The following is a 19665-nucleotide window of genomic DNA, read 5'->3' as shown; positions in this document are numbered from 1 at the left end:
CATTCCGTGAACCGATCCGTGGCGCTGATCTTTTGGCTTGCATCGGCGAACGGTGTCGGGTGAAGGTTGTGTGCCACATCAAAGAACCCGCGCAACGAACGCGGGTCGACATCGTGGCAGCGTTGTGGGGAGAAACGCGTTGCTATTCTTGATTGCACTACTGGCCGCAATTTTCGGCTTTCTGTTCGGCACCGACCAGGGGGTCATCTCCGGCGCTCTGCCTCTCTTGAAAAAAGAGTTCGTGTTCACGGCGCAAAGCGAAGGCTTCATGACCGGCGCGGTTCCGTTCGGCGCCATATTCGGTGCCATCCTGGCGCTCGTTACCGTCGACCGGTTCGGCAGGCGTCCGGTTCTCACGTTCTGCGCGATCCTGTTTGCCGCAGGCTCGCTTGCCGCCGCGATGGCGTTCAGCGTGTGGTCCCTCACCGTTGCGCGGCTGGTGATCGGCGCAGCCATCGGCGCGTCGTCGCTTGTCGCTCCGATGTATCTTGCGGAGATCGCCCCTGCCCGGATCCGCGGTGCAGTCGTCTCGGCGTTTCAGCTTATGATCACGATCGGCATCCTGTCGGCCTTCATCGTCGACTGGGCGTTTTCCTTCACCGGTTCATGGCGCTACATGCTCGGGTTCAGCCTGGTGCCGGCGATGATCTGTCTTGCCGGCATCGTCAAGGCCCCCGAAAGCCCGCGCTGGCTGGTGCTCGCCGGCCGGGACCAGCAGGCGCGCGACGTTCTGAAAACCGTTCAACCGGAGGCGAGTGCCGAAAGGCTGGACATGATCGTCGAGGAAATCGAGAACGGCCGGCCGGCAGACCCGGCCGAGGAGAGCTGGAGCAGGTTCAAGGAACCGGCGCTGCGCGGTCTGCTGATCTTTTCGGTTCTCGCGTTCTTCCTGCAGCAGTTCAGCGGAATCAACGTGATCATGAACTACGCGCCCCGCATCCTGGAAAATGCAGGTTTCGAGGGCCTCGCAAATGAACTCGTCGCGACCATGGGCATCGGCGCCCTGAACGTGAGCGTGACGATCCTCGCGATGATTGTTGTCGACCGGCTCGGGCGGCGACCCCTGTTCATTTTCGGGTTCGTGGGGGCATTCCTGAGCATGGCGTTGGTTGCGGTCCTGTTCCAGTTGAACGACAACAACCTGGCCTGGCTGTCGCTTCTCGGCCTGTTCTCGTTCATCTTCTTCTTCGCCATCAGCATTGGCCCGCTTCCGTGGCTCTACATGTCGGAGCTGTTCCCGCTCGCCCTCAGGGGAAAAGGCATGGCGATCGCCTCCATTTCCAACTGGCTGTGCAATTTCCTGGTCGTCTTTCTGTTTCCGGTGCTCGCAGCCGGTCTGGGTGAAGCGATGACATTCGGCATGTTTGCCGCCTGTTGCGCCTTCGGCATCTGGTACGCCTGGACCTTCGCGCCCGAAACGCGCGGCCTGGTGCTCGAGGAAATCGACCAGACGATCGCGGGGACGCCGGAAACCGGCAAAACTGGCTGACGCGCCCAACGCGTAAAAATGCCGGTGCAGGCAATTCACCTGCACCGGCTTTCCATCGGGCTGCCCTGGAAGAGTGGATGCCGGGCAACCCGGAGGAACGGGTTCCTACTGCGCGGCCACCGCGCTTTCGGCCAGCGTCGGATAGTCCGTGTAGCCTTTCTCGTTGCCGCCGTAGAGCGTCTCCGGGTCGAGCGCGTTGAGCGGGGCGTCCTTCTCCAGCCGGTCGACCAGATCAGGGTTGGAGATGAACGGGCGCCCGAACGCCACAAGATCGAGCGTGTCCGAACCGACGGCGTCGACGGCAAGGGCACGATCATAGCCATTGTTTCCCATCCGCGCGCCGTCGAAGAGCGCATAGAGCGCCGCGAGATCGCCGCCTTCGGGGATGTCACGCGGCCCTCCGGTCTGGCCCTCAACAAGATGGAGATACGCTAGGCCATAGCCGTTGAGCAGCCTGATCACGTGGGTGAAGGTTTCCTGCGGATCGCTGTCGGCGATGTCGTTGGCGCTGGAGAACGGGCTGAGCCGTATACCCACCTTGTCACCACCCCAGACGGACACGACTGCATCCATGACCTCCTTGAGGAAGCGTGACCGGTTTTCGACCGGACCGCCATAGGCATCCTCGCGCTTGTTCGATCCGTCGCGCAGGAACTGGTCGATCAGGTATCCGTTTGCGGCGTGGACCTCGACGCCGTCGAACCCGGCCCTCTTCGCGTTTTCAGCCGCCTTGCGATAGTCCTCGACGATACCCGGGATCTCGTGGGCTTCCAGGGCACGCGGCATCGGCGTATCCACGAACTGGGTGCCGTCGAATGTCTTGGAGTTCGCCGCGATCGCGGATGGTGCGACGGGATCGACGCCGCCCGGCTGCAGGACCGGGTGGGAGATCCGCCCGACATGCCAGAGCTGGATGACGATCTTGCCGCCTTTGGCATGCACCGCATCCGTCACCTTTTTCCATCCCTCGATCTGGGCCTCTGAATGGATACCGGGCGTCCAGGCGTAGCCCTTGCCCTGCGGCGAGATCTGCGAGGCTTCGGTGATGATCAGCCCTGCGCCGGCGCGCTGACCGTAATATTCCGCGTGGAGCTCGAACGGGGCATCGTCTTCGGCCCGTGCCCGGTTGCGCGTCAGCGGCGCCATGACGATGCGGTTCTTCAACTCCACCGAACCGGCCCTTGCGGGTGTAAACAGTTTTTGGTCAGACATACTCAGTTCCTTTTCATCGTCGGAGGAATGGGATTTCCTAATTACGGACCATTCAGTCCATATTTATGCGCGAGAGGCTCGCCGATGCGAGGCCCCTGCCAGATGCAGGTTTCGGTCAAGCCGGAAGGATGACCTTTACTTGTTTCAGGGTATTGGCGATCCGGTCCGCCGGATATCCGGCCTTTCGAAGCGCGAGGGTTCCAATCGCGAGCGAGGACAGGGCCCGTGCCCTGTCGCGCATGGCGTCCGGATTTTCAGGATCAAGAACCTCTGCAAAGATCTCCTCGATCCTTTCCAGATGCCGGCGCCCGATCTCCGCGACGCCTTCATCGTGCGGGGCAAGTTCTGTAATGCAATTGACCAGCATGCAGCCCTTCGCACCGCCCTGCGGATTGGAAAGCGCCTGCATCATGGCGTCAACGGGATCGTCTTTCGCGGACACCGCCACGTCTTTCAGGTTCTCAAGCCCGTTGCGGGAATAATGCGACAGAGCGCGGCGGAACAGCGCCTGCTTGCTCTCGAAGGCAGCGTAGAAGCTCGACCTGCTCAGGCCCATCGCCGAGGTCAGGTCGTCCAGCGACGTTGCCTCGTAGCCCTTCTGCCAGAAGACCATCAAGGCGGCTTCCAGGGCCGCGGACTCGTCGAAAGTCCTGGGTCTGCCGGGGCCCGGAGAACGCGTTTTCTGATCGGAGCGCTGTCGTGCGGTGTTGGACATGGGTGTAATATGGACCGTGCAGTCCTGAATGCAAGGTGCCCGCCCGCGATTTTTGGACCGTCCGTTTCAGAATTGCGGCGGCCGACTGTTAATTTCGTCAGATCACATCCGGCAGGAGCCGGAAAACGCGTCCCCGACATCGTCGAAGACCCGCGCCACGGCTTCCATCTCGTAGAGCCTGCTGGTCCGGCGCACGCCTTCGACCAGATAGAAGTCCTGGATGGGAAACTGGTTGGAATTGAACCGGAAGTCTCCGCGCACGCTCTCAAACGGTGCGGCATTGATTGCCGAGAGCATCGCTTCCCTGTCCTTGGCGCCCCCGGTGAGTTCCAGGGCGAAATGAATCAGCTTCGCCGCATCGTAGCCCTGCGCGGCATATGTCGACGGGGCATAATTGTAGGCGCGCCGGAACTCGCGCACGAAGCGCTTGTTCGCCGGATTGTCGAGATTGGGAGCCCAATGCGCGGCGGAGAACAGTCCCTCGCCCGTCTCCTTTGTGTACGGCAGAGTGACCGCGTCGACCGTCTTTGCCGACAGGAACGGAATGATGCCCTTCATGCCGGACGTCTGAAATTGCCTGACAAGTTCAACGCCCATCCCGCCGGGCATGAATGCATAGATCGCGTCGGGCTCGATCCCGGCGATCTGGTCGAACTCGACCGAAAATTCCGTCTGACCCAGTTTCGGGAATATCTCGCGTGCGATCTGTCCCTTGAAATGGCGCCGGAACGCCGCGATGGCATCGCGCGCCGCCTCGTAGTCCGGCGCAATGGTCACAACCTGCTGGTATCCCTTCAGGCTGGCATAGCGCCCCATGGTCTCGTGCACCTGGTCGTCCTGCGCCGCCGTGGAAAAGAAGTAGCGGCTGCAATTGCGGCCCGCGATGGGCGCAGGTCCGGAGCTCGTCCCGATGAACAGCGTCCTGGAGCGGACAACCGGATCGTGGACCGCGAGCATGATCTTTGAAAAATTCACTCCGACCAGCAAGTCGATGCCATTCTCGTCGATCAGCTTCGTGACTTCCTTGACCGCATGATCCGGGTCGAGCTTGTCGTCGACGACGAGCACGTTGGTCGGCATGCCTCCGAGGGCCCCGTTCGACTGGTTGACAGCGAGCATGAAGCCGTCACGCATGTGTTCACCGAAGACGGCCGCCGGCCCGGATAGCGTGGCCATGAAACCGATCCTCAGCTCCTGCTGTTGCGGTTCCTGCGCCTGTGATGCGGACAGACATGCGCCCAGCCCCAACAGAGCACCAACAGCTTTCGAGATCACCCAGCGTTTCATCGTTTCCTGTCCGTTCATCGATGCGGGTTTCGCGTCCGGCACCGAATCTCCTCATGCCAATGCTCATTCAAGCATGGCAAAGACAGGTTATGCATTTGCAAACGCACCGGTTGCCCCCCTGTTTCCGGATCACAAGCTCGTCAAAATTCAAGGAAAATTCCCCAGTGTCGCCGCAATCCGGCCCGTGTGCGGACGCATTAACAAAGGTTAATGCCACCTTACCCAATCCAGGTGACCGCCTTGCGCGTGCCCGAACCGCATCAACAGGAGGGCCAGATGTATCCAGTAACCGCGCCAGCCAAATCATGCGCCAGTCAACCAGATCCGAGCGAAGGGACCGGGAAGGAACTCTCGGCGAGACGCGAATTCAAGGTGATCAGCGGAGCCCACTCGAGCGGGGATTTTCGAAAGTCACTCCGGAAAATCGACCCCGGCGAGCTTGCTTCGAAGATACTGCAATTGCATGCCGCTGCGGACAGGACAGGCCCCGGCGACGCTGAAAAACCGGACATGGCTGCCGAACCGCACGACGTTCCGTTCGAGATCCCGGGCGTCCTGCGCAAGCCGGACGATGCCGAGAAAATTGCCGATGTGGTCAAGCGGTCCGCAGAGAAAAACCCGGATACGCCGCACAGCACCGGAAACCGGTCCGCAAAGTTGCGCGTCAGACCCCTGGTGACCGCAGCTTTGCTTGTCGGGCTGGCAGGAGGCGCCGCGCTTGCGCTCGGCCTTCCGGACATGATGGCCGCGGACGAGCCGGAAACCCGTCCCGTTGCCACCCAGTTGATCGTCACGGACCCGCCACCGGTATCCGCAATTCAAAGACCGGAGACCGAGACGGCGGCAAGCACCGGAGCACCGGAACGCGCTGCGAAAACCGGACCGTTCAACACGGCCACGCCGGAACAGATCGCCGAGGCGAAAAACCGGTTGAGGCTTGCCTTTGCGTCCGGAAACACGGGGGCTTCCCCGGCCCCGGCAACCGACCCCGCGGGAGCTGCCGCGCCGGTCTACCCGCAAACCACACCCGACCAGCATACAACTTCAGCTCCGCTGCAGGACGCTTCCCTGCCTGTTTCAGGGCTGTCGGCCGGCCTCACGACCCCGCCCTATGCAGTTGCCGGCACGCCCGCAACCCGGTCCGGACAGGCCAGCACTTCGACCGATGCTTCGGCCAGTGTTTCAGCCGGCATCTCGGGCAGCGAGGCCATCGCAGCAAACAACAGTCCTGCCGCCGTCGTCAGCGCGGCGGAGGCCGGGACGGCACCAATCGAGACCGCCCCCGCGCAAGATGCCGACGCATATGCGAACTCGGGTAAGACGACGGCCTCCGTCAACATGCGGCTGTCGGAAAAGAAAAACAGCGAAATCATCGCCGTCATTCCCGCTAATACCACCGTCAGCTTCAACGAATGCGGCAAATGGTGGTGCGGTGTCGAATATGACGGCCAGACAGGATTTGTCGGCCAGAGGTTTGTCGAGCGCGCCGCGCAATGAGCTTCAAATCCGAAGGACCGCGGTAGAGACTTGTTAAGACCGGTGACATAGGCTGGTTTCCGCGAATTCCGGCAACACGGGGTTGCACTTGTGGACAGCCATAGAGGCCTGCCCCTGCCCCGATCGTTCTGCCGGCGGGAGACCAGACATGTTTCATCGGCACAGGAAAACGAGTTGCTTACTCGCCCTCGCACTGGCGATCGGCACACCGGTGGCCGCGTCGGCTGACGGAACCGATTGCGTCGTCTACGCGACGGACTATGCCAATTCCTATGTCGGCAACGGCGATGTTGTCGGAGACGCGGTTTCGGGCGGAATGGCAGGAGCGGTCGTCGGCGGTGCCTGGGCCGGACGCTCTGGTGCCGCGCGCGGCGCACGCGCCGGAGGCGCCCTCGGCGTCCTGAACAACATGGGATCCATGCCCGGCGGCTGGCAGGCGCTTTACGACACGGCCTACCAGATGTGTCTCCAGCAGACTTCCGGGGTGAATGCCGCCCCCTATTACGGCGACCCGGCCTATGCGCCGTCACCCAACCTGCAGGCGCCGTCGGCCGGATGCCGTTCGTCGGCGCGGGTGAACGCCCCCCTCCGGCGCAGCCCGGAAGGCGGCATCATGGTGGGGTCCGACTTCGGCAGCTGCCGGTGAAGCCCTTCAAACGCGCGCTCTCCGTGGATGACCGTATCTTTGCCCGCCGTTCCGGTTGACGTTGCGGGCGAAGCAAAGTCAACTGTTGCCGAATTCCAGACGACGCGCATTTGGCTGCAAACTCGCAACGACAGGACCATCCATGACCCGCCGCAAGACTTTCGCGCTCACCTTTTCGACCGGTATCGTCGCAGGCCTTTGCCTCTTCACGTTACCTGCGTCAGCCCAGCAATGCGGCGGTGATTTCAGACAGTTCCTGGCCGGCGTCAAACAGGAGGCCGTTGCAAAGGGGCTGTCGCCCGATGCCGCAGACCGGACCCTGGCACGCGCGCAGATCGACAGGAAGGTGCTGTCACGCGACCGTGCCCAGGGTGTCTTCAAGATGACCTTTCTGGACTTCTCCAAGCGGGTCATCTCCAGCTACCGCATGAAGAACGGTGCGGCGAACATGAAGAAACATGCCGCCATCTTCCAGCGGACGGAGAACGAATACGGGGTGCCGGCGCCGGTGATAACCGCTTTCTGGGCGCTGGAGACCGATTTCGGTGCGGTTCAGGGCGACTTCAACACGGTCAACGCACTGGCGACGCTCGCCCATGATTGCCGGCGTCCGGAGCTCTTCCGCCCGCAGCTGATTGCTGCCATCGAGATGGTTCAGCACGGTGACCTCGATCCGCAGCGCACGACCGGTGCGTGGGCCGGCGAAATCGGCATGGTGCAGATGCTGCCCGAGGACATCATCAAGTTCGGACGCGACGGCGATGGCGACGGGCATGTAAAGCTCAAGCAGAGCGCGTCGGACGCGATCCTCACTGCCGGGGCCTTCATCAATCACCTGGGCTGGCGCCAGGGCGAACCCTGGCTGCAGGAAGTGACGGTGCCGCAGAACCTGAACTGGTATGAAACGGGTCTCGGAAAGACCAAGACAGGCGCGCAATGGGCCGCGCTCGGTGTTCAGCCGCGCTGGGGCCAGATCTCGCCCAACCTGCCGGCATCGCTGCTTCTTCCGCAGGGCCGCAAGGGCCCGGCCTTCCTGGCTTATCCGAATTTCGACATTTATCTGGAATGGAACCAGTCGCTCATCTACACGACGTCCGCAGCCTACTTCGCTACCCGTCTTGCCGGTGCACCGCGCTACAACGCCGGCAATCCCGACCCAGGGCTCAACGATGCCCAGATGAAGCAACTTCAGACAAAGCTTCAGAGCAGAGGCTATGACGTCGGCAAGATCGACGGCATCCTGGGAGCCGGAACCCGGGGAGCCGTCCAGGACATGCAGCAGAAGCTCGGCATGCCTGCGGATGCGTGGCCGACACCGGCCCTCTTGAACAAACTCTAGGGTCAGGCCTCATTCATTTAAATGAAAACCGTGCTGGAGCAGACAGGTTCCACAGCGTGTCAAAAAGCTATCTGCCGCCGAAGATGGCCATGGATTGCGCGGGACCGAGCTTGTGCAGGGTGACATAGTCCTGGGTCTGTACCAGCGGCCTCTTCGGGATCCAGAAATGCTCGACGACGAACTCGGTAATCTCGATCCGCTGCTCCAGCGTGTAGTCGTGTGCGTGCGGGTAAAGAAGGATCATCCAGATCACCGCCATGAACAGGTCGAAATCGTCGACCCAGAACCGGACCTGGCGTGTCTCTGAGCAGATCTCGCAATCCTTCAGGGCATGAACCTCACGCAATTGCTGCCTCAGTCCGAGCAGGTCCTGATCCGTCGATGTGCCGAAGAACCTGTTGGCGAAATGGTTGTAGAGCCATGTGGTTGTGTGCGGCCGTGTTTCGCGGGCTGACATCATGACCGCGTGGATTGCGCCGTTCGGGGCAAGGGCCTCGTCGTAAAGCGCCTTCACCAACCCGGGCCACGTGGCGGCATTCGAATAGTAGAGGCTGTGATGGAGCGTGATGAGATCCTGCCTGCGTCCGTCGAGCAATGCGTCGCGGGCACAACGGGCAGCTGCGGCATCGCGAAAGTCGATCGTGTAGTCTCCCTGCACCAGTCGAACGTTTTCCAACAGCTGGCGCGCCTGCCGCTCCTGGAGTGTCGCCAATGCCGCGCCGTCAATATCGTAGAGCCAGAGACCTTTTTGAAACGCGGGCTGAAGGATGCGGAACTGCGGTTCGTTTCCCGCGCCGATCGACAGGGCGGACAGGTCCCTCTCCTCTTTCATCCTCATGTGGATCGCCCGGATCGTGCGCATCAGGCTCGCGGCGACATCAGGTTTTTCGGACGCGTAGCGTGCCCAGATCCGGTTCTGTTCGAATATGTTGTAGTTTGCGGCGTCAAGACCGCGTTCGATGAGACTGTCCGACTTTGCCAGGTGCAAGAGCGTATCCTCCATGGTGCCTGCGCCCGCTTTCGACCACATCCGTCTGCCCGGCGCCTTCATGAAGAGAAATAAGCTGCAAGTCCGGAATTACTTGTGAAATTTTGTTCATAAACAGCTGATTTACATTAGTATTTTGTCATGTTTCTCTACCAGCCCTAGTCGTCACCTTCGCACGTATGTAAAAACACCGACACGGCACCAGGTTGCGATTTGACTTAGCTGGACTCAAGTCTCGACGAAGACCCTTTCCACGCCGATGCAAAGACATAGTGCTTTGGGAAGAGGCCATTCTGCTTTCGCTGCGCTTCAGCCGGACTGACAGGCTGGTTGCCGGGGATACCTTCCGGGGCCCGGCTCGGGGTGAACCGGACAGAAGTGGCATGCATACGCCCAGGCGCGATCGTCCCACGCCGGTCGCCGCCTCCGGTTAGTGCAGTCCCTTGGCCGGCGCGTCCTCGGGCACGACGGCCTCCTTGCTGTCTCCAAGCAGAAAAACCGCGAGAATGCGCGTTTCGCCATCGGCCGTGTTCCGTCCCTGGTGGGTCACGGCCATCGCTTCCATCACGCCGTCTCCCTGCCGAAACACCTTCTCTCCGATCCCCTCGTAGAACACGGTGACTTCGCCTTGCAGGATATAGGCAAAGAGCGGCGCACCGTGCCGGTGCCATGCCGTTGCCTCGCCGGGCTCCAGCGTCACGACGATGGCCCTGACCGAAGCATCCTTTTGCGGAAAGGTGATCTTTTCGCCCGCGACGGTTCTGTCGCCCGAAAAGACCTCATGCACCTTTTCATAAGATACCCCGGATGGTGCCGATGCCGGCGCCGGAGCCGCCGTCGGGGCGTCCGGCTTTTCAGCCGGGATCGCCGTTGCCTCGGTTGCGTGACCCGGCAAGGTGGCCGCACACAGGAGCATCAGCATGCCGGCCTTCAGTGTGGCGAACCACGGCGTGCGCATGCGGCGGAGCGGCTGCTTCATACCTCGATGCTCTCACCCGGTGCCAGCGTGTTCACCTTGGCGGCATCAGGGCCCATGGCGGTTTCGAAAGCCTCCGCCGACTGCTCGATGATGGGAAAGGTCCCGAAGTGACAGGGGACGATCGCGTCGAAGTCGAAGAATTTCGTGCAGGCCATGGCCGCAACCCGGCCGCCCATCGTGAAGCGGTCGCCGACAGGAACGATTCCGATCTTCGGGCGGTAAATCTCGTTGATCAGTGCCATATCGGAGAAAATGTCGGTGTCCCCCATGTGATAGAGCACCTTCTTTCCCGGTACCTCAATGATGACGCCATGCGGATTTCCCAGATAGATCGCCTCTCCGTCGGTCTGCTTCGACGAGGAGTGTTCCGCCCGCGTCAGCGCGACCTTGAACGTGCCGGTATCGACCATGCCGCCCGAATTCATCGGGTTGATGTTTTCTATCCCCTGCCTGCCCGCCCACATGCAGATCTCGAAGTTCGAAGTCAGCTGTGCGCCGTTCTTCTTGAGGATCTCGATCGCGTCTCCGATGTGATCGTCATGACCGTGTGTCAGCACCACATGCGTCACGCCCGCGGTCACCTGATCAACCGTCAGATTCTCCGGAAATGACGGATTTCCGGTCAGGAATGGATCGAACAGGATGGATGTTTCTGCAAATTCGAGTTTGAAGGCAGAATGACCGTACCAGGTGAGTTTCATCTCAATCTCCCGCGGGAACGCTTTTGGCGGATCGAGTTTAGACGCTGGTTTCATTTGTGCAAGAATGGGTTGTTGCCGATTGCGGCCTCTCAACAGTTCCAACTGGTCTTTTCAACCCGGGCCTGATAAAGCGCGCCCATGGCAAACGATCCCGCACTTTCCATCGAAGATTTCGTATCGGCGCTGCCGTCCGGCAGCCGCCTGATCGGCCTTGATCTGGGCACCAAGACGATCGGCCTGGCGCTTTCGGATCTTGGCCGCGGCATCGCGACGCCGATGGATACGATCCGCAGGAAGAAGTTCACGATTGATGCCGAGCAACTGCTCGCGATCTGCGGAAAACAGAATGTCGGCGGCATCGTCCTCGGACTGCCGCTGAACATGGACGGGAGCGAAGGCCCGCGGGCGCAGGCGACGCGTGCCTTTGCCCGAAACCTTTCGCAGAAGACCGAAATTCCGATCACATACTGGGATGAGCGCCTGTCAACCGCCGCCGTGACGCGGACGCTGCTGGAGGCGGACTCCAGCCGGGCAAAACGCGCCGACGTCGTCGACAAGATGGCCGCCGCCTACATCCTGCAAGGCTTCCTTGACAGGCTCGGCTTCATGTCTTCGCAAGGGTGAGCCTGCAGCAGAGCAAAGGTTCAGGCCACCGCCCGGCGATCCGCCTCATGTGGACATCGGGCATGAGTTGAATTCGTGGCTTGTCTAAGGTGCCGATTCCCCATATAGGGATGGTCTCGATGACCGCGACAGACACCCATCGAGACAGCCCCTACCCCCATCGCCATCTGCTGGGCATTGAAGGGCTTCACCCCCACGAAATTCTGGGACTTCTGGACCGTGCCGAAGAAGCCGTCGAGGTTTCGCGGCAGGTCAACAAGCGCAAGCAGGTGCTTCAGGGCCGCACCCAGATCAATCTCTTTTTCGAAAACTCCACCCGCACACAGAGTTCCTTCGAACTTGCCGGCAAGCGGCTGGGTGCGGATGTCATGAACATGGCCGTGTCCCATTCCTCGGTGAAAAAGGGGGAAACGCTGATCGACACGGCGGCAACCCTCAACGCCATGCATCCGGACCTTCTGGTGGTCCGGCATCATGCCGCGGGCGCCGTCCATCTGCTGGCACGCAAGGTCGGCTGCTCGGTGGTCAATGCAGGCGACGGGCCGCACGAACATCCGACGCAGGCGCTGCTGGATGCGCTCACGATCCGCCGCCACAAGGGCAAGATCGCCCGGCTGACAGTGGCCATCTGCGGAGACATCGCTCACTCGCGTGTCGCCCGCTCCAACATCATCCTGCTGAATGCCCTCGGCGCGCGGGTCCGTGTCGTCGCACCGTCAACGCTGCTGCCTTCCGGTATCGCCAAGATGGGCGTGGAGGTCTTCAACGACATGCGCGCGGGACTGAAGGACGCCGACATCGTCATGATGCTGCGGCTGCAGCGCGAGCGCATGAACGGCGCTTTCGTTCCCTCGGTCCGCGAGTATTACCGTTACTACGGTCTGGATGCGGAAAAACTCTCTGTTGCGAGAAATGATGTGCTCGTCATGCACCCCGGCCCGATGAACCGGGGCGTCGAAATCGACGCCTCCATCGCCGACGGCCCGCAAAGCCTGATCAGGGAACAGGTTGAAATGGGGGTTGCCGTGCGGATCGCCGTTCTTGAGGCGCTCGCCGCCAACCTGCCCAATCAATAGAGGAAGATGCCCGTGGCACTCGATACCCCAAGACCGCTGGTTCTTTCCAACGCCAGGGTGATTGATCCGGCGCGCGAGCTGGATGCACCAGGGTCCATCATCATTGCGGACGGCACCATTCTGGCGGCAGGTCCCGAAGCGGCCAACCAGGGCGCGCCCTACGGCGCGGAGATCGTCGATTGCAAGGGCGCGATCGCCTGCCCCGGCCTGGTCGACATGTGCGTTTCGGTCGGAGAGCCGGGCGCGGAGCACCGCGAAACGCTCGCGAGCGCTTCGCAGGCCGCCGCCTCGGGCGGTGTCACGACCATCTGCACGATGCCGGATACGGATCCGGTCATCGACGACCCGGCGCTGGTCGATTTCATTCTCCGGCGTGCACGGGACACGGCCATCGTCAACGTGCATCCGCTCGCAGCCCTGACAAAGGGACTGAACGGCACCGAGATGGCGGAAATCGGGCTCCTGAAGGAAGCCGGTGCGGTTGCTTTCACGAACGGACACAAGTCGGTCGAAAATGCGCAGGTCATGCGCCGAATGATGACCTATGCGCGGGATTTCGACGCCCTTGTCATCCATCATACGGAAGACCCGGATCTGGCAGGCGGCGTGATGAATGCGGGCTTGAACGCAAGCTGGAAAGGCCTTTCCGGCGTGCCGCGCGAGGCCGAGATCATCATGCTGGAACGGGACCTGCGTCTCGTCGGCATGTCCAAGGGCAAGTACCATGCGAACCTGATCTCGACGTCCGACAGCGCGGACGTGATACGCGTTGGCAAAAAGCGCGGGCTGGATATCACTGCGGGGATCTCCATCAATCACCTAACCCACAACGAAAACGACATCGGCGCCTACCGGACGTTCTTCAAGATGTCCCCGCCCCTGCGCGACGAGACAGACCGTGAAGCGATGATCGCCGCGATTGCCGACGGGACCATCGACATCATCTGCTCCAACCACGATCCACAGGACGTTGAAACAAAGCGGCACCCCTGGGCGGAAGCGGAAGATGGGGCGATCGGGCTTGAGACCATGCTGGCGGCGGCCCTGCGGTTGTTTCACTCCGAGCAGGTCGACCTCATTACCCTTCTCGGGGCCATGACGAACAAGCCGGCCGACAGGCTGGGACTGGAGACCGGCCGCCTGACCAAGGGGTCTCCCGCCGACATCGCCGTTTTCGACCCGGACCGGCCCTGGGTGCTTGAAAAAAGCGCCATCCGGTCGCATTCGAAGAACTCGCCCTTCGAGGATGCGCGCTTCTCCGGGCGCGTCTTGCGCACGGTTGTCGCAGGCAAGACGGTGTTCGCACACTCCTGAGCCGGATTCCATGCACGGCATGGACCATTCAGATTGCGTTCAGGTGAAATGGTGTTCGATCCGCCGCAAATGCCCGCGCTGCTCTCGTCGGCAAGGCGCGGCCTGACGGAATGGATGGATCAGATCATGCGCACGGTTTTCCTGACGCTCTTTGCACTTGCCGTTGCCGGCACCCCGGCTCTTTCGGCAGACCTCTACATGAAATACAAGCTCTTCGCCGTGGGACTTCCGATCGGCTCCGGCGTGCTGTCGGTCGACTTCGGCGACGGCGCCTACGCCATAAAGGCCAATGGCGGAACGGCGGCCTTCGGCAAGCTTGTGTCGGATGGGAAAGGCTCCGTGAATGTTCGCGGCAACATCACCGGCGGCACGCTTCAACCGGACAGCTTCGCCCTGAATGTCAAAAGCGACGATGAAAACGGAACGATCTCGATGCAAATGCGCGAGGGAACCGTCAAGAAAGTCGCGGTGAACCCGCCACAGGACAGGATGAACCAGAGGATCAAGGTCACGTCCGATCATCTGAAGAATGTGCTGGACCCGCTGACGGCAGCCGTTTTTCCCGCACCGAAGGGCCTTTCCGCCGAAAGCTGCAACCGGACCCTGGAGCTTTTCGATGGGAAGGAGCGCTACAACGTCCACCTGAGCTACAAGTCGAAGCGGAGGGCCAAGACATCGGATGGCCGCTTCAAGGGCGATGTTCTCGTCTGCCGGGCCCGGTATGAACCGGTTTCCGGTCACCGTCCGAAACGCAAGACGATCCAGGAACTTGCCAACAACAAGTCGATGGAAATCTGGCTGGCACCTGTTGGCGACAAACCCTATCTGGTGCCGCTCAGGGCGAGCATAAGGGCGCCTTTCGGATCGCTTGTCGTCCAGGCGGAGAAATACAAGCTCAAGGGGTGACGCGCAGGTATCCATTGCCGGCAGGCCTCGTAGCGCCGCTCTTTCCGACGGATGCGAAAGTTGCCGCGGCGTGAATGCGCTCTCGGGACTTGATCCGCACCGACAGCCGGTTACAGTGCCGCAGAAATTTGCCGAAGCGCGACAAGGGAGTAGATTCGCGTGCCAGATCCGATCAGCTGGGAATTCGCCTGGCCCTACTATCTTGCTGCACTTGCGTTCGGCTATCTGCTGGGTTCGATCCCGTTCGGTCTCGTGTTTACGCGGATGGCCGGCCTCGGGGATATCCGCAACATCGGTTCAGGAAACATCGGCACGACGAATGTTCTGCGCACCGGCAGAAAGTCGCTCGCCGCGGCAACGTTGCTCGGCGACGGCCTGAAGGGAACCGTCGCGGTGCTGATCGTCAACGCGATCTACGGCCAGGACATGGCTCTGGTTGCCGGTCTCGGAGCCTTTCTCGGCCACCTGTTTCCGGTCTGGCTCAAGTTCAAGGGCGGCAAGGGTGTCGCGACCTATATCGGCATCCTGCTCGGCCTTTACTGGCCGGCAGCGCTGATCTTCATCGGCATCTGGATCGGTATGGCGGTCCTGTTCCGCTACTCTTCCCTGTCGGCGCTGACGGCGAGCCTGGCGACACCGGTTCTGCTCTATCTCGTCCTGAACCGTTTTCAGCTTGCTGAAATGACCCTCTTCATGACCGTGCTTCTGTGGATCAAGCATCACGAGAATATCGGCAGACTGTTGCGTGGTGAAGAGAGCCGGATCGGGTCAAAGTCGACATCCGCGCCAACCGTCGAAGCGGACACAGACAGCGGAGGGACATGAGCACGAACCAACCGGATAAAACACTGTGCCTCACCGAGGACCAGCGTCTGGCTTGGCTACGTCTAATACGATCGGAAAACATAGGTCCGGCGACTTTCCGGGATCTGCTGGATCATGCCGGGTCCGCCGAAAGAGCGCTCGAAATCCTGCCCGCACTTTCAAGACGCGGCGGCAAGCGGAGCTACCGGCTTTGCACCGAGCAGGATGCGCTCGACGAACTCGAAGCTCACCGGCGCTTCGGAGCCCGCCTGGTGGCCCTGGGCGAAGCTGACTACCCCACCCATCTGAAGCATATCGATGGTCCGCCTCCGATGCTTTCGATCAAGGGAGGCAAGGTGACGGCCAATCCGCGAATGGCGGCGATTGTCGGCGCCCGCAACGCCTCGCTTTCCGGGCGCAAGCTTGCAGCCGGGTTCGCCCGCGATCTCGGCGCACATGGAATTGCGATTGCTTCCGGTCTTGCGCGCGGCATCGACGCTGCCGCACACGAGGCGGCGCTGCAGACGGGTACCCTCGCCGTTTTCGCAGGCGGACTGAATGTTCTTTATCCGCCCGAACACGGCCGCCTCCTTGCGGCGATCCTGGATGCCGGCGGTGCGGCCATCAGCGAAATGCCGTTTGGATGGAAACCGCGCGGACGGGATTTTCCGAGGCGCAACCGGCTGATCTCGGGTGTCTCGGTCGGCGTGGTGGTGATCGAGGCGGCGAAGCGCTCAGGGTCCCTGCACACGGCACGCTACGCACTCGAGCAGAACCGGGACATCTACGCGGTGCCGGGTTCTCCCCTCGACCCGAGGTCGGAAGGTGCCAACGGCCTGATCCGTCAGGGGGCAATCCTGGCAAGATCGGCGCAGGATGTCCTGGAGGGCATGGCCGGGCACACCGGGCTGGCCTTGCCGCTGTTTCGCGGCTTGTCCGAACCCGTCCAGCGGCAGGATGCCGACCCGGATGAGCCGGTGGATGCCACGAGATCCAGGATCATCGAGGCGCTCGGTCCTGCACCGATGGAGCTTGACGAACTGATCCGTTTTGTCGAGGCAGATGCACGAACGGTCAGTGTGGTTCTCCTGGAACTCGAACTTGCCGGCCGGCTCGAACGCCACGCCGGACACAGGGTTTCCCTGGTCATGGGATGATCGCAGTGGTGCCAGCAATTTGCAGGGAGCTTTGCGGCGTGCATGCCCTGTGGGCAACTCAACCGTGGAAAACCATGTCAAATGCGAGGTCTCTTGACCCCGGGCGCGCAAAGGTCCATTTGACAGGCGGCGCATGATCCGTGATCGTCTGCGCACCTTAAATCTCCTTCTCCACCGGGCGGGGGCTCCGTTTCCGGCAAAATTATTTGGGTAAGAATGAACGTCGTTATTGTGGAATCGCCGGCGAAAGCCAAGACGATCAACAAATACCTCGGCACCGATTACACGGTCCTGGCCTCTTACGGCCACGTCCGGGATCTGCCTCCGAAAGACGGCTCGGTCCTGCCCGACGAAAATTTCGCGATGAGCTGGCAGGTGGACAGCAAATCCCAGAAGCGGCTCTCGGAAATCGCCAACGCGGTCAAGGAAGCCGACCGTCTGATCCTGGCAACCGACCCCGACCGCGAAGGCGAAGCGATTTCCTGGCACGTTCTGGAAGTGCTGCAGAAAAAACGGGTCCTGAAAGACAAGCAGATCGAGCGGGTGGTGTTCAACGCGATCACCAAGAAGGCGATCCTGGAAGCGATGGACAATCCCCGTCAGCTGGATGGTCCCCTGGTCGATGCCTATCTTGCCCGCCGTGCGCTCGACTATCTCGTCGGCTTCACACTGTCTCCCGTCCTGTGGCGGAAACTGCCGGGAGCCCGGTCCGCCGGACGTGTCCAGTCGGTGGCGCTGCGTCTGATCTGCGACCGCGAGATGGAGATCGAGACTTTCAAGCCCCAGGAATACTGGTCGATCTTCGCCAACATGAAGACGCCCGCCGGGGACATGTTCCAGGCGGGTGTGACGGGCTTCGAGTGCCGCAAAATCGGTCGCCACGACATCAAGAACGAAGCCGAGGCGACGACGATCAAATCCATGCTGGAAACCGCGAGTTTCACGGTCGACAGCGTTGCCTCGAAACCCGCAAAGCGCAATCCGGCCGCTCCGTTCACGACCTCGACCTTGCAACAGGAAGCCTCGCGCAAACTCGGGTTCGCGGCCTCCAGAACGATGCAGGTGGCCCAGAAGCTTTATGAAGGCATCTCCATCGGCGGGGAAACCTCGGGTCTCATCACCTACATGAGAACCGACGGCGTCCAGATCGCCGGAGAAGCCATTGCGGCCGCGCGGAGCGTGATCGGCCAGGACTTCGGCGACAAGTATGTGCCGGAAAAACCGCGTGCCTATTCGTCCAAGGCGAAGAACGCGCAGGAAGCGCACGAGGCGATCCGGCCGACGGATCTTGCAAGGCGGCCGAAGGATGTCGCCAAGTTCCTCGACCCCGACCAGGCGCGGCTCTATGAGCTGATCTGGAAACGCACGATGGCCTCGCAGATGGAGTCCGCCGTTCTGGAACGCACGACGATCGAGATCGTCGCGACAGGCTCCGGCAAGAATGCCAACCTGAGAGCAACCGGTTCCGTCGTCCGGTTCGACGGCTTTCTCGCGCTCTACCAGGAAGGTCGCGATGATGAGGAAGACGAAAACTCAAAACGCCTTCCGGCCGTCGACAATGGCGCGACCCTGGTTGCGACCTCGGTTGACGGAAGCTCGGACCCGATCGAGGCAAACCAGCATTTCACCACGCCGCCGCCGCGCTATACCGAAGCCAGCCTTGTCAAGAAGATGGAAGAGCTGGGGATCGGACGCCCGTCGACCTATGCTTCGACGCTGCAGACCTTGCGTGATCGGGACTATGTCGAGCTGGAAAAGAAACAGCTCGTTCCCCAGGACAAGGGACGGATCGTCACCGCGTTCCTGGAGAGTTTCTTCCGGCGCTATATCGAATTTGATTTCACGGCCAGCCTGGAAGAACAGCTGGACAAGATCTCTGCCGGTGAACTGTCCTGGCTGGATGTGCTGCGTGATTTCTGGACCAGCTTCTCCGGCTCGGTCGACGACATCAAGGATCTGCGTGTCGCCGAAGTCATCGACTCTCTCAACGAGCTGCTCGGACCGCACATCTTCCCGCCGAAGGAAGATGGCAGCGATCCGCGCAAGTGCCCGAGCTGCGACACGGGACAGCTGTCGCTGAAGGTCAGCCGCTGGGGCGCGTTCATCGGGTGCTCCAACTATCCCGAATGCGGTTTTACCCGTCAGCTCGGCAAGCCGAATGGCGAAGACGGCGACGCGGACGAAGGTCCGAAGGTGCTCGGCACCGACCCGGAGACGGGACAGGATGTGTCGCTGCGCAATGGCCGTTTTGGCCCCTATGTTCAGCTTGGCGCGGAAGCGAAGCCGAAACGCGCCTCCCTGCCCAAGGGCTGGTCCGCGCCTGACATGGATCTGGAAAAGGCATTGCAGTTGCTGTCGCTGCCGCGCGAGGTCGGCCTGCACCCCGAAGACGGCAAGATGATCACCGCCGGGATCGGCCGCTACGGGCCATTTGTCCTGCACGAGGGAACCTATGCGAACCTCTCAACGCCGGACGAGGTCTTTTCGGTCGGCATCAACCGCGCGGTGGATGCCTTGGCTGAAAAACGCGCCAAGGGCGGCGGACGCAGAGGTGCGGCTGCAACGCCGCTGAAGGAACTCGGCGAACACCCGGACGAAGGCGGACCGGTCAACGTCTATGACGGCCGCTATGGCCCTTATGTCAAGCACGGCAAGATCAACGCGACCCTGCCCAGGGACAGCGACCCCAAGGCCGTGACCCTGGAACAGGCACTGGAACTGATTGCGGCCAAGGCAGCCAAGGGCGGCGGCAAAAAGAAAGCGGCCGCCAAGAAGCCGGCCACCAAGAAGGCATCCTCCGCAAACGGCAAGGCCAAGTCCACGGCAAAGAAGACAGCCGCCAAGACGGCGAAAAAGGCGGAGGTCGACGCCTCGTCCGAAGACGTGCCGTGGGATGACGCGTCTTGAACGCGAAACGGATCAACACGCGCA

Annotated in this window: 17 protein-coding genes; 11 read left to right on the top strand and 6 right to left on the bottom strand. The window is 61.5% G+C overall.

The genetic code is table 11. From position 1 onward, the window contains the following. Nucleotides 1-139 precede the first annotated feature (139 nt). Entirely contained in the window at nucleotides 140-1489 is a 1350-nt protein-coding gene (locus ACO07N_RS19745) for a sugar porter family MFS transporter (RefSeq protein ID WP_421982664.1), read from the top strand. A gap of 105 nt (nucleotides 1490-1594) precedes the next feature. On the opposite strand, the gene ACO07N_RS19740 is transcribed toward ACO07N_RS19745, so the two are convergent. The 3 genes from ACO07N_RS19740 to ACO07N_RS19730 form a co-directional block, all read right to left on the bottom strand. After that, complete coding sequence (locus tag ACO07N_RS19740) at nucleotides 1595-2701, bottom strand: alkene reductase (protein ID WP_421982663.1); 1107 nt, start codon at nucleotides 2699-2701, stop codon at nucleotides 1595-1597. 115 nt (nucleotides 2702-2816) lie between these two features. Continuing rightward, the gene (locus ACO07N_RS19735) at nucleotides 2817-3416 is read right to left on the bottom strand and encodes a TetR/AcrR family transcriptional regulator (protein ID WP_421982662.1); all 600 of its coding nucleotides are present in this window, start codon (nucleotides 3414-3416) and stop codon (nucleotides 2817-2819) included. Between the two features lie 102 nt (nucleotides 3417-3518). After that, on the bottom strand, nucleotides 3519-4745 hold the full coding sequence (locus tag ACO07N_RS19730) for an ABC transporter substrate-binding protein (RefSeq protein WP_421982661.1): 1227 nt from the start codon (nucleotides 4743-4745) through the stop codon (nucleotides 3519-3521). 234 nt (nucleotides 4746-4979) lie between these two features. Between ACO07N_RS19730 and ACO07N_RS19725 the strand changes: the two genes are divergently transcribed. From ACO07N_RS19725 to ACO07N_RS19715, 3 genes are all read left to right on the top strand, one after another. After that, complete coding sequence (locus ACO07N_RS19725) at nucleotides 4980-6200, top strand: hypothetical protein (protein WP_421982660.1); 1221 nt, start codon at nucleotides 4980-4982, stop codon at nucleotides 6198-6200. Between the two features lie 148 nt (nucleotides 6201-6348). After that, the gene (locus ACO07N_RS19720; protein WP_421982659.1) at nucleotides 6349-6846 is read left to right on the top strand and encodes a hypothetical protein; all 498 of its coding nucleotides are present in this window, start codon (nucleotides 6349-6351) and stop codon (nucleotides 6844-6846) included. A gap of 142 nt (nucleotides 6847-6988) precedes the next feature. Then, complete coding sequence (locus tag ACO07N_RS19715; protein WP_421982658.1) at nucleotides 6989-8185, top strand: lytic murein transglycosylase; 1197 nt, start codon at nucleotides 6989-6991, stop codon at nucleotides 8183-8185. 67 nt (nucleotides 8186-8252) lie between these two features. Here ACO07N_RS19715 and ACO07N_RS19710 read toward each other — a convergent pair whose 3' ends face one another. The 3 genes from ACO07N_RS19710 to ACO07N_RS19700 all read right to left on the bottom strand — a co-directional run bounded on the left by ACO07N_RS19710 (nucleotide 8253) and on the right by ACO07N_RS19700 (nucleotide 10853). Continuing rightward, entirely contained in the window at nucleotides 8253-9215 is a 963-nt protein-coding gene (locus tag ACO07N_RS19710; protein ID WP_421982657.1) for a hypothetical protein, read from the bottom strand. Nucleotides 9216-9603: 388 nt separating this feature from the next. Further along, the gene (locus tag ACO07N_RS19705; protein WP_421982656.1) at nucleotides 9604-10152 is read right to left on the bottom strand and encodes a cupin domain-containing protein; all 549 of its coding nucleotides are present in this window, start codon (nucleotides 10150-10152) and stop codon (nucleotides 9604-9606) included. Next, nucleotides 10149-10853, bottom strand: coding sequence for a metal-dependent hydrolase (locus tag ACO07N_RS19700; RefSeq protein ID WP_421982655.1), 705 nt, complete (start codon nucleotides 10851-10853; stop codon nucleotides 10149-10151). Before ACO07N_RS19700 ends, ACO07N_RS19705 begins: the two co-directional genes overlap by 4 nt. Before the next feature lie 138 nt (nucleotides 10854-10991). Here ACO07N_RS19700 and ruvX point away from each other — a divergent pair, with 138 nt between their 5' ends. The 7 genes from ruvX (at nucleotide 10992) to topA (ending at nucleotide 19641) form a co-directional block, all read left to right on the top strand. Further along, a complete protein-coding gene (gene ruvX, locus ACO07N_RS19695) occupies nucleotides 10992-11477 on the top strand; it encodes a Holliday junction resolvase RuvX (RefSeq protein ID WP_421982654.1) in 486 nt (161 codons plus the stop codon). A 119-nt stretch (nucleotides 11478-11596) separates the two neighbouring features. Then, nucleotides 11597-12553 (top strand): aspartate carbamoyltransferase catalytic subunit, encoded by a 957-nt coding sequence (locus tag ACO07N_RS19690; RefSeq protein ID WP_421982653.1) that lies wholly within the window; start codon nucleotides 11597-11599, stop codon nucleotides 12551-12553. Between the two features lie 6 nt (nucleotides 12554-12559). Further along, complete coding sequence (locus ACO07N_RS19685; protein WP_421982652.1) at nucleotides 12560-13867, top strand: dihydroorotase; 1308 nt, start codon at nucleotides 12560-12562, stop codon at nucleotides 13865-13867. Nucleotides 13868-13900: 33 nt separating this feature from the next. Continuing rightward, on the top strand, nucleotides 13901-14773 hold the full coding sequence (locus ACO07N_RS19680) for a DUF3108 domain-containing protein (RefSeq protein WP_421982651.1): 873 nt from the start codon (nucleotides 13901-13903) through the stop codon (nucleotides 14771-14773). 159 nt (nucleotides 14774-14932) lie between these two features. Beyond that, a complete protein-coding gene (gene plsY / locus ACO07N_RS19675; RefSeq protein WP_421982650.1) occupies nucleotides 14933-15598 on the top strand; it encodes a glycerol-3-phosphate 1-O-acyltransferase PlsY in 666 nt (221 codons plus the stop codon). Beyond that, entirely contained in the window at nucleotides 15595-16734 is a 1140-nt protein-coding gene (gene dprA / locus ACO07N_RS19670) for a DNA-processing protein DprA (RefSeq protein ID WP_421982649.1), read from the top strand. Before plsY ends, dprA begins: the two co-directional genes overlap by 4 nt. 216 nt (nucleotides 16735-16950) lie before the next feature. Beyond that, nucleotides 16951-19641 carry a type I DNA topoisomerase gene (gene topA, locus ACO07N_RS19665; protein WP_421982648.1) on the top strand — a complete coding sequence of 897 codons (2691 nt, stop codon included), beginning with the start codon at nucleotides 16951-16953 and terminating at the stop codon, nucleotides 19639-19641. Nucleotides 19642-19665 lie beyond the last annotated feature (24 nt).

Origin of the sequence: Roseibium sp. (assembly GCF_965229775.1) — a bacterium.
In the GTDB taxonomy this organism is placed as follows: domain Bacteria; phylum Pseudomonadota; class Alphaproteobacteria; order Rhizobiales; family Stappiaceae; genus Roseibium.
This window is presented reverse-complemented; position numbering and strand designations above follow the sequence as displayed.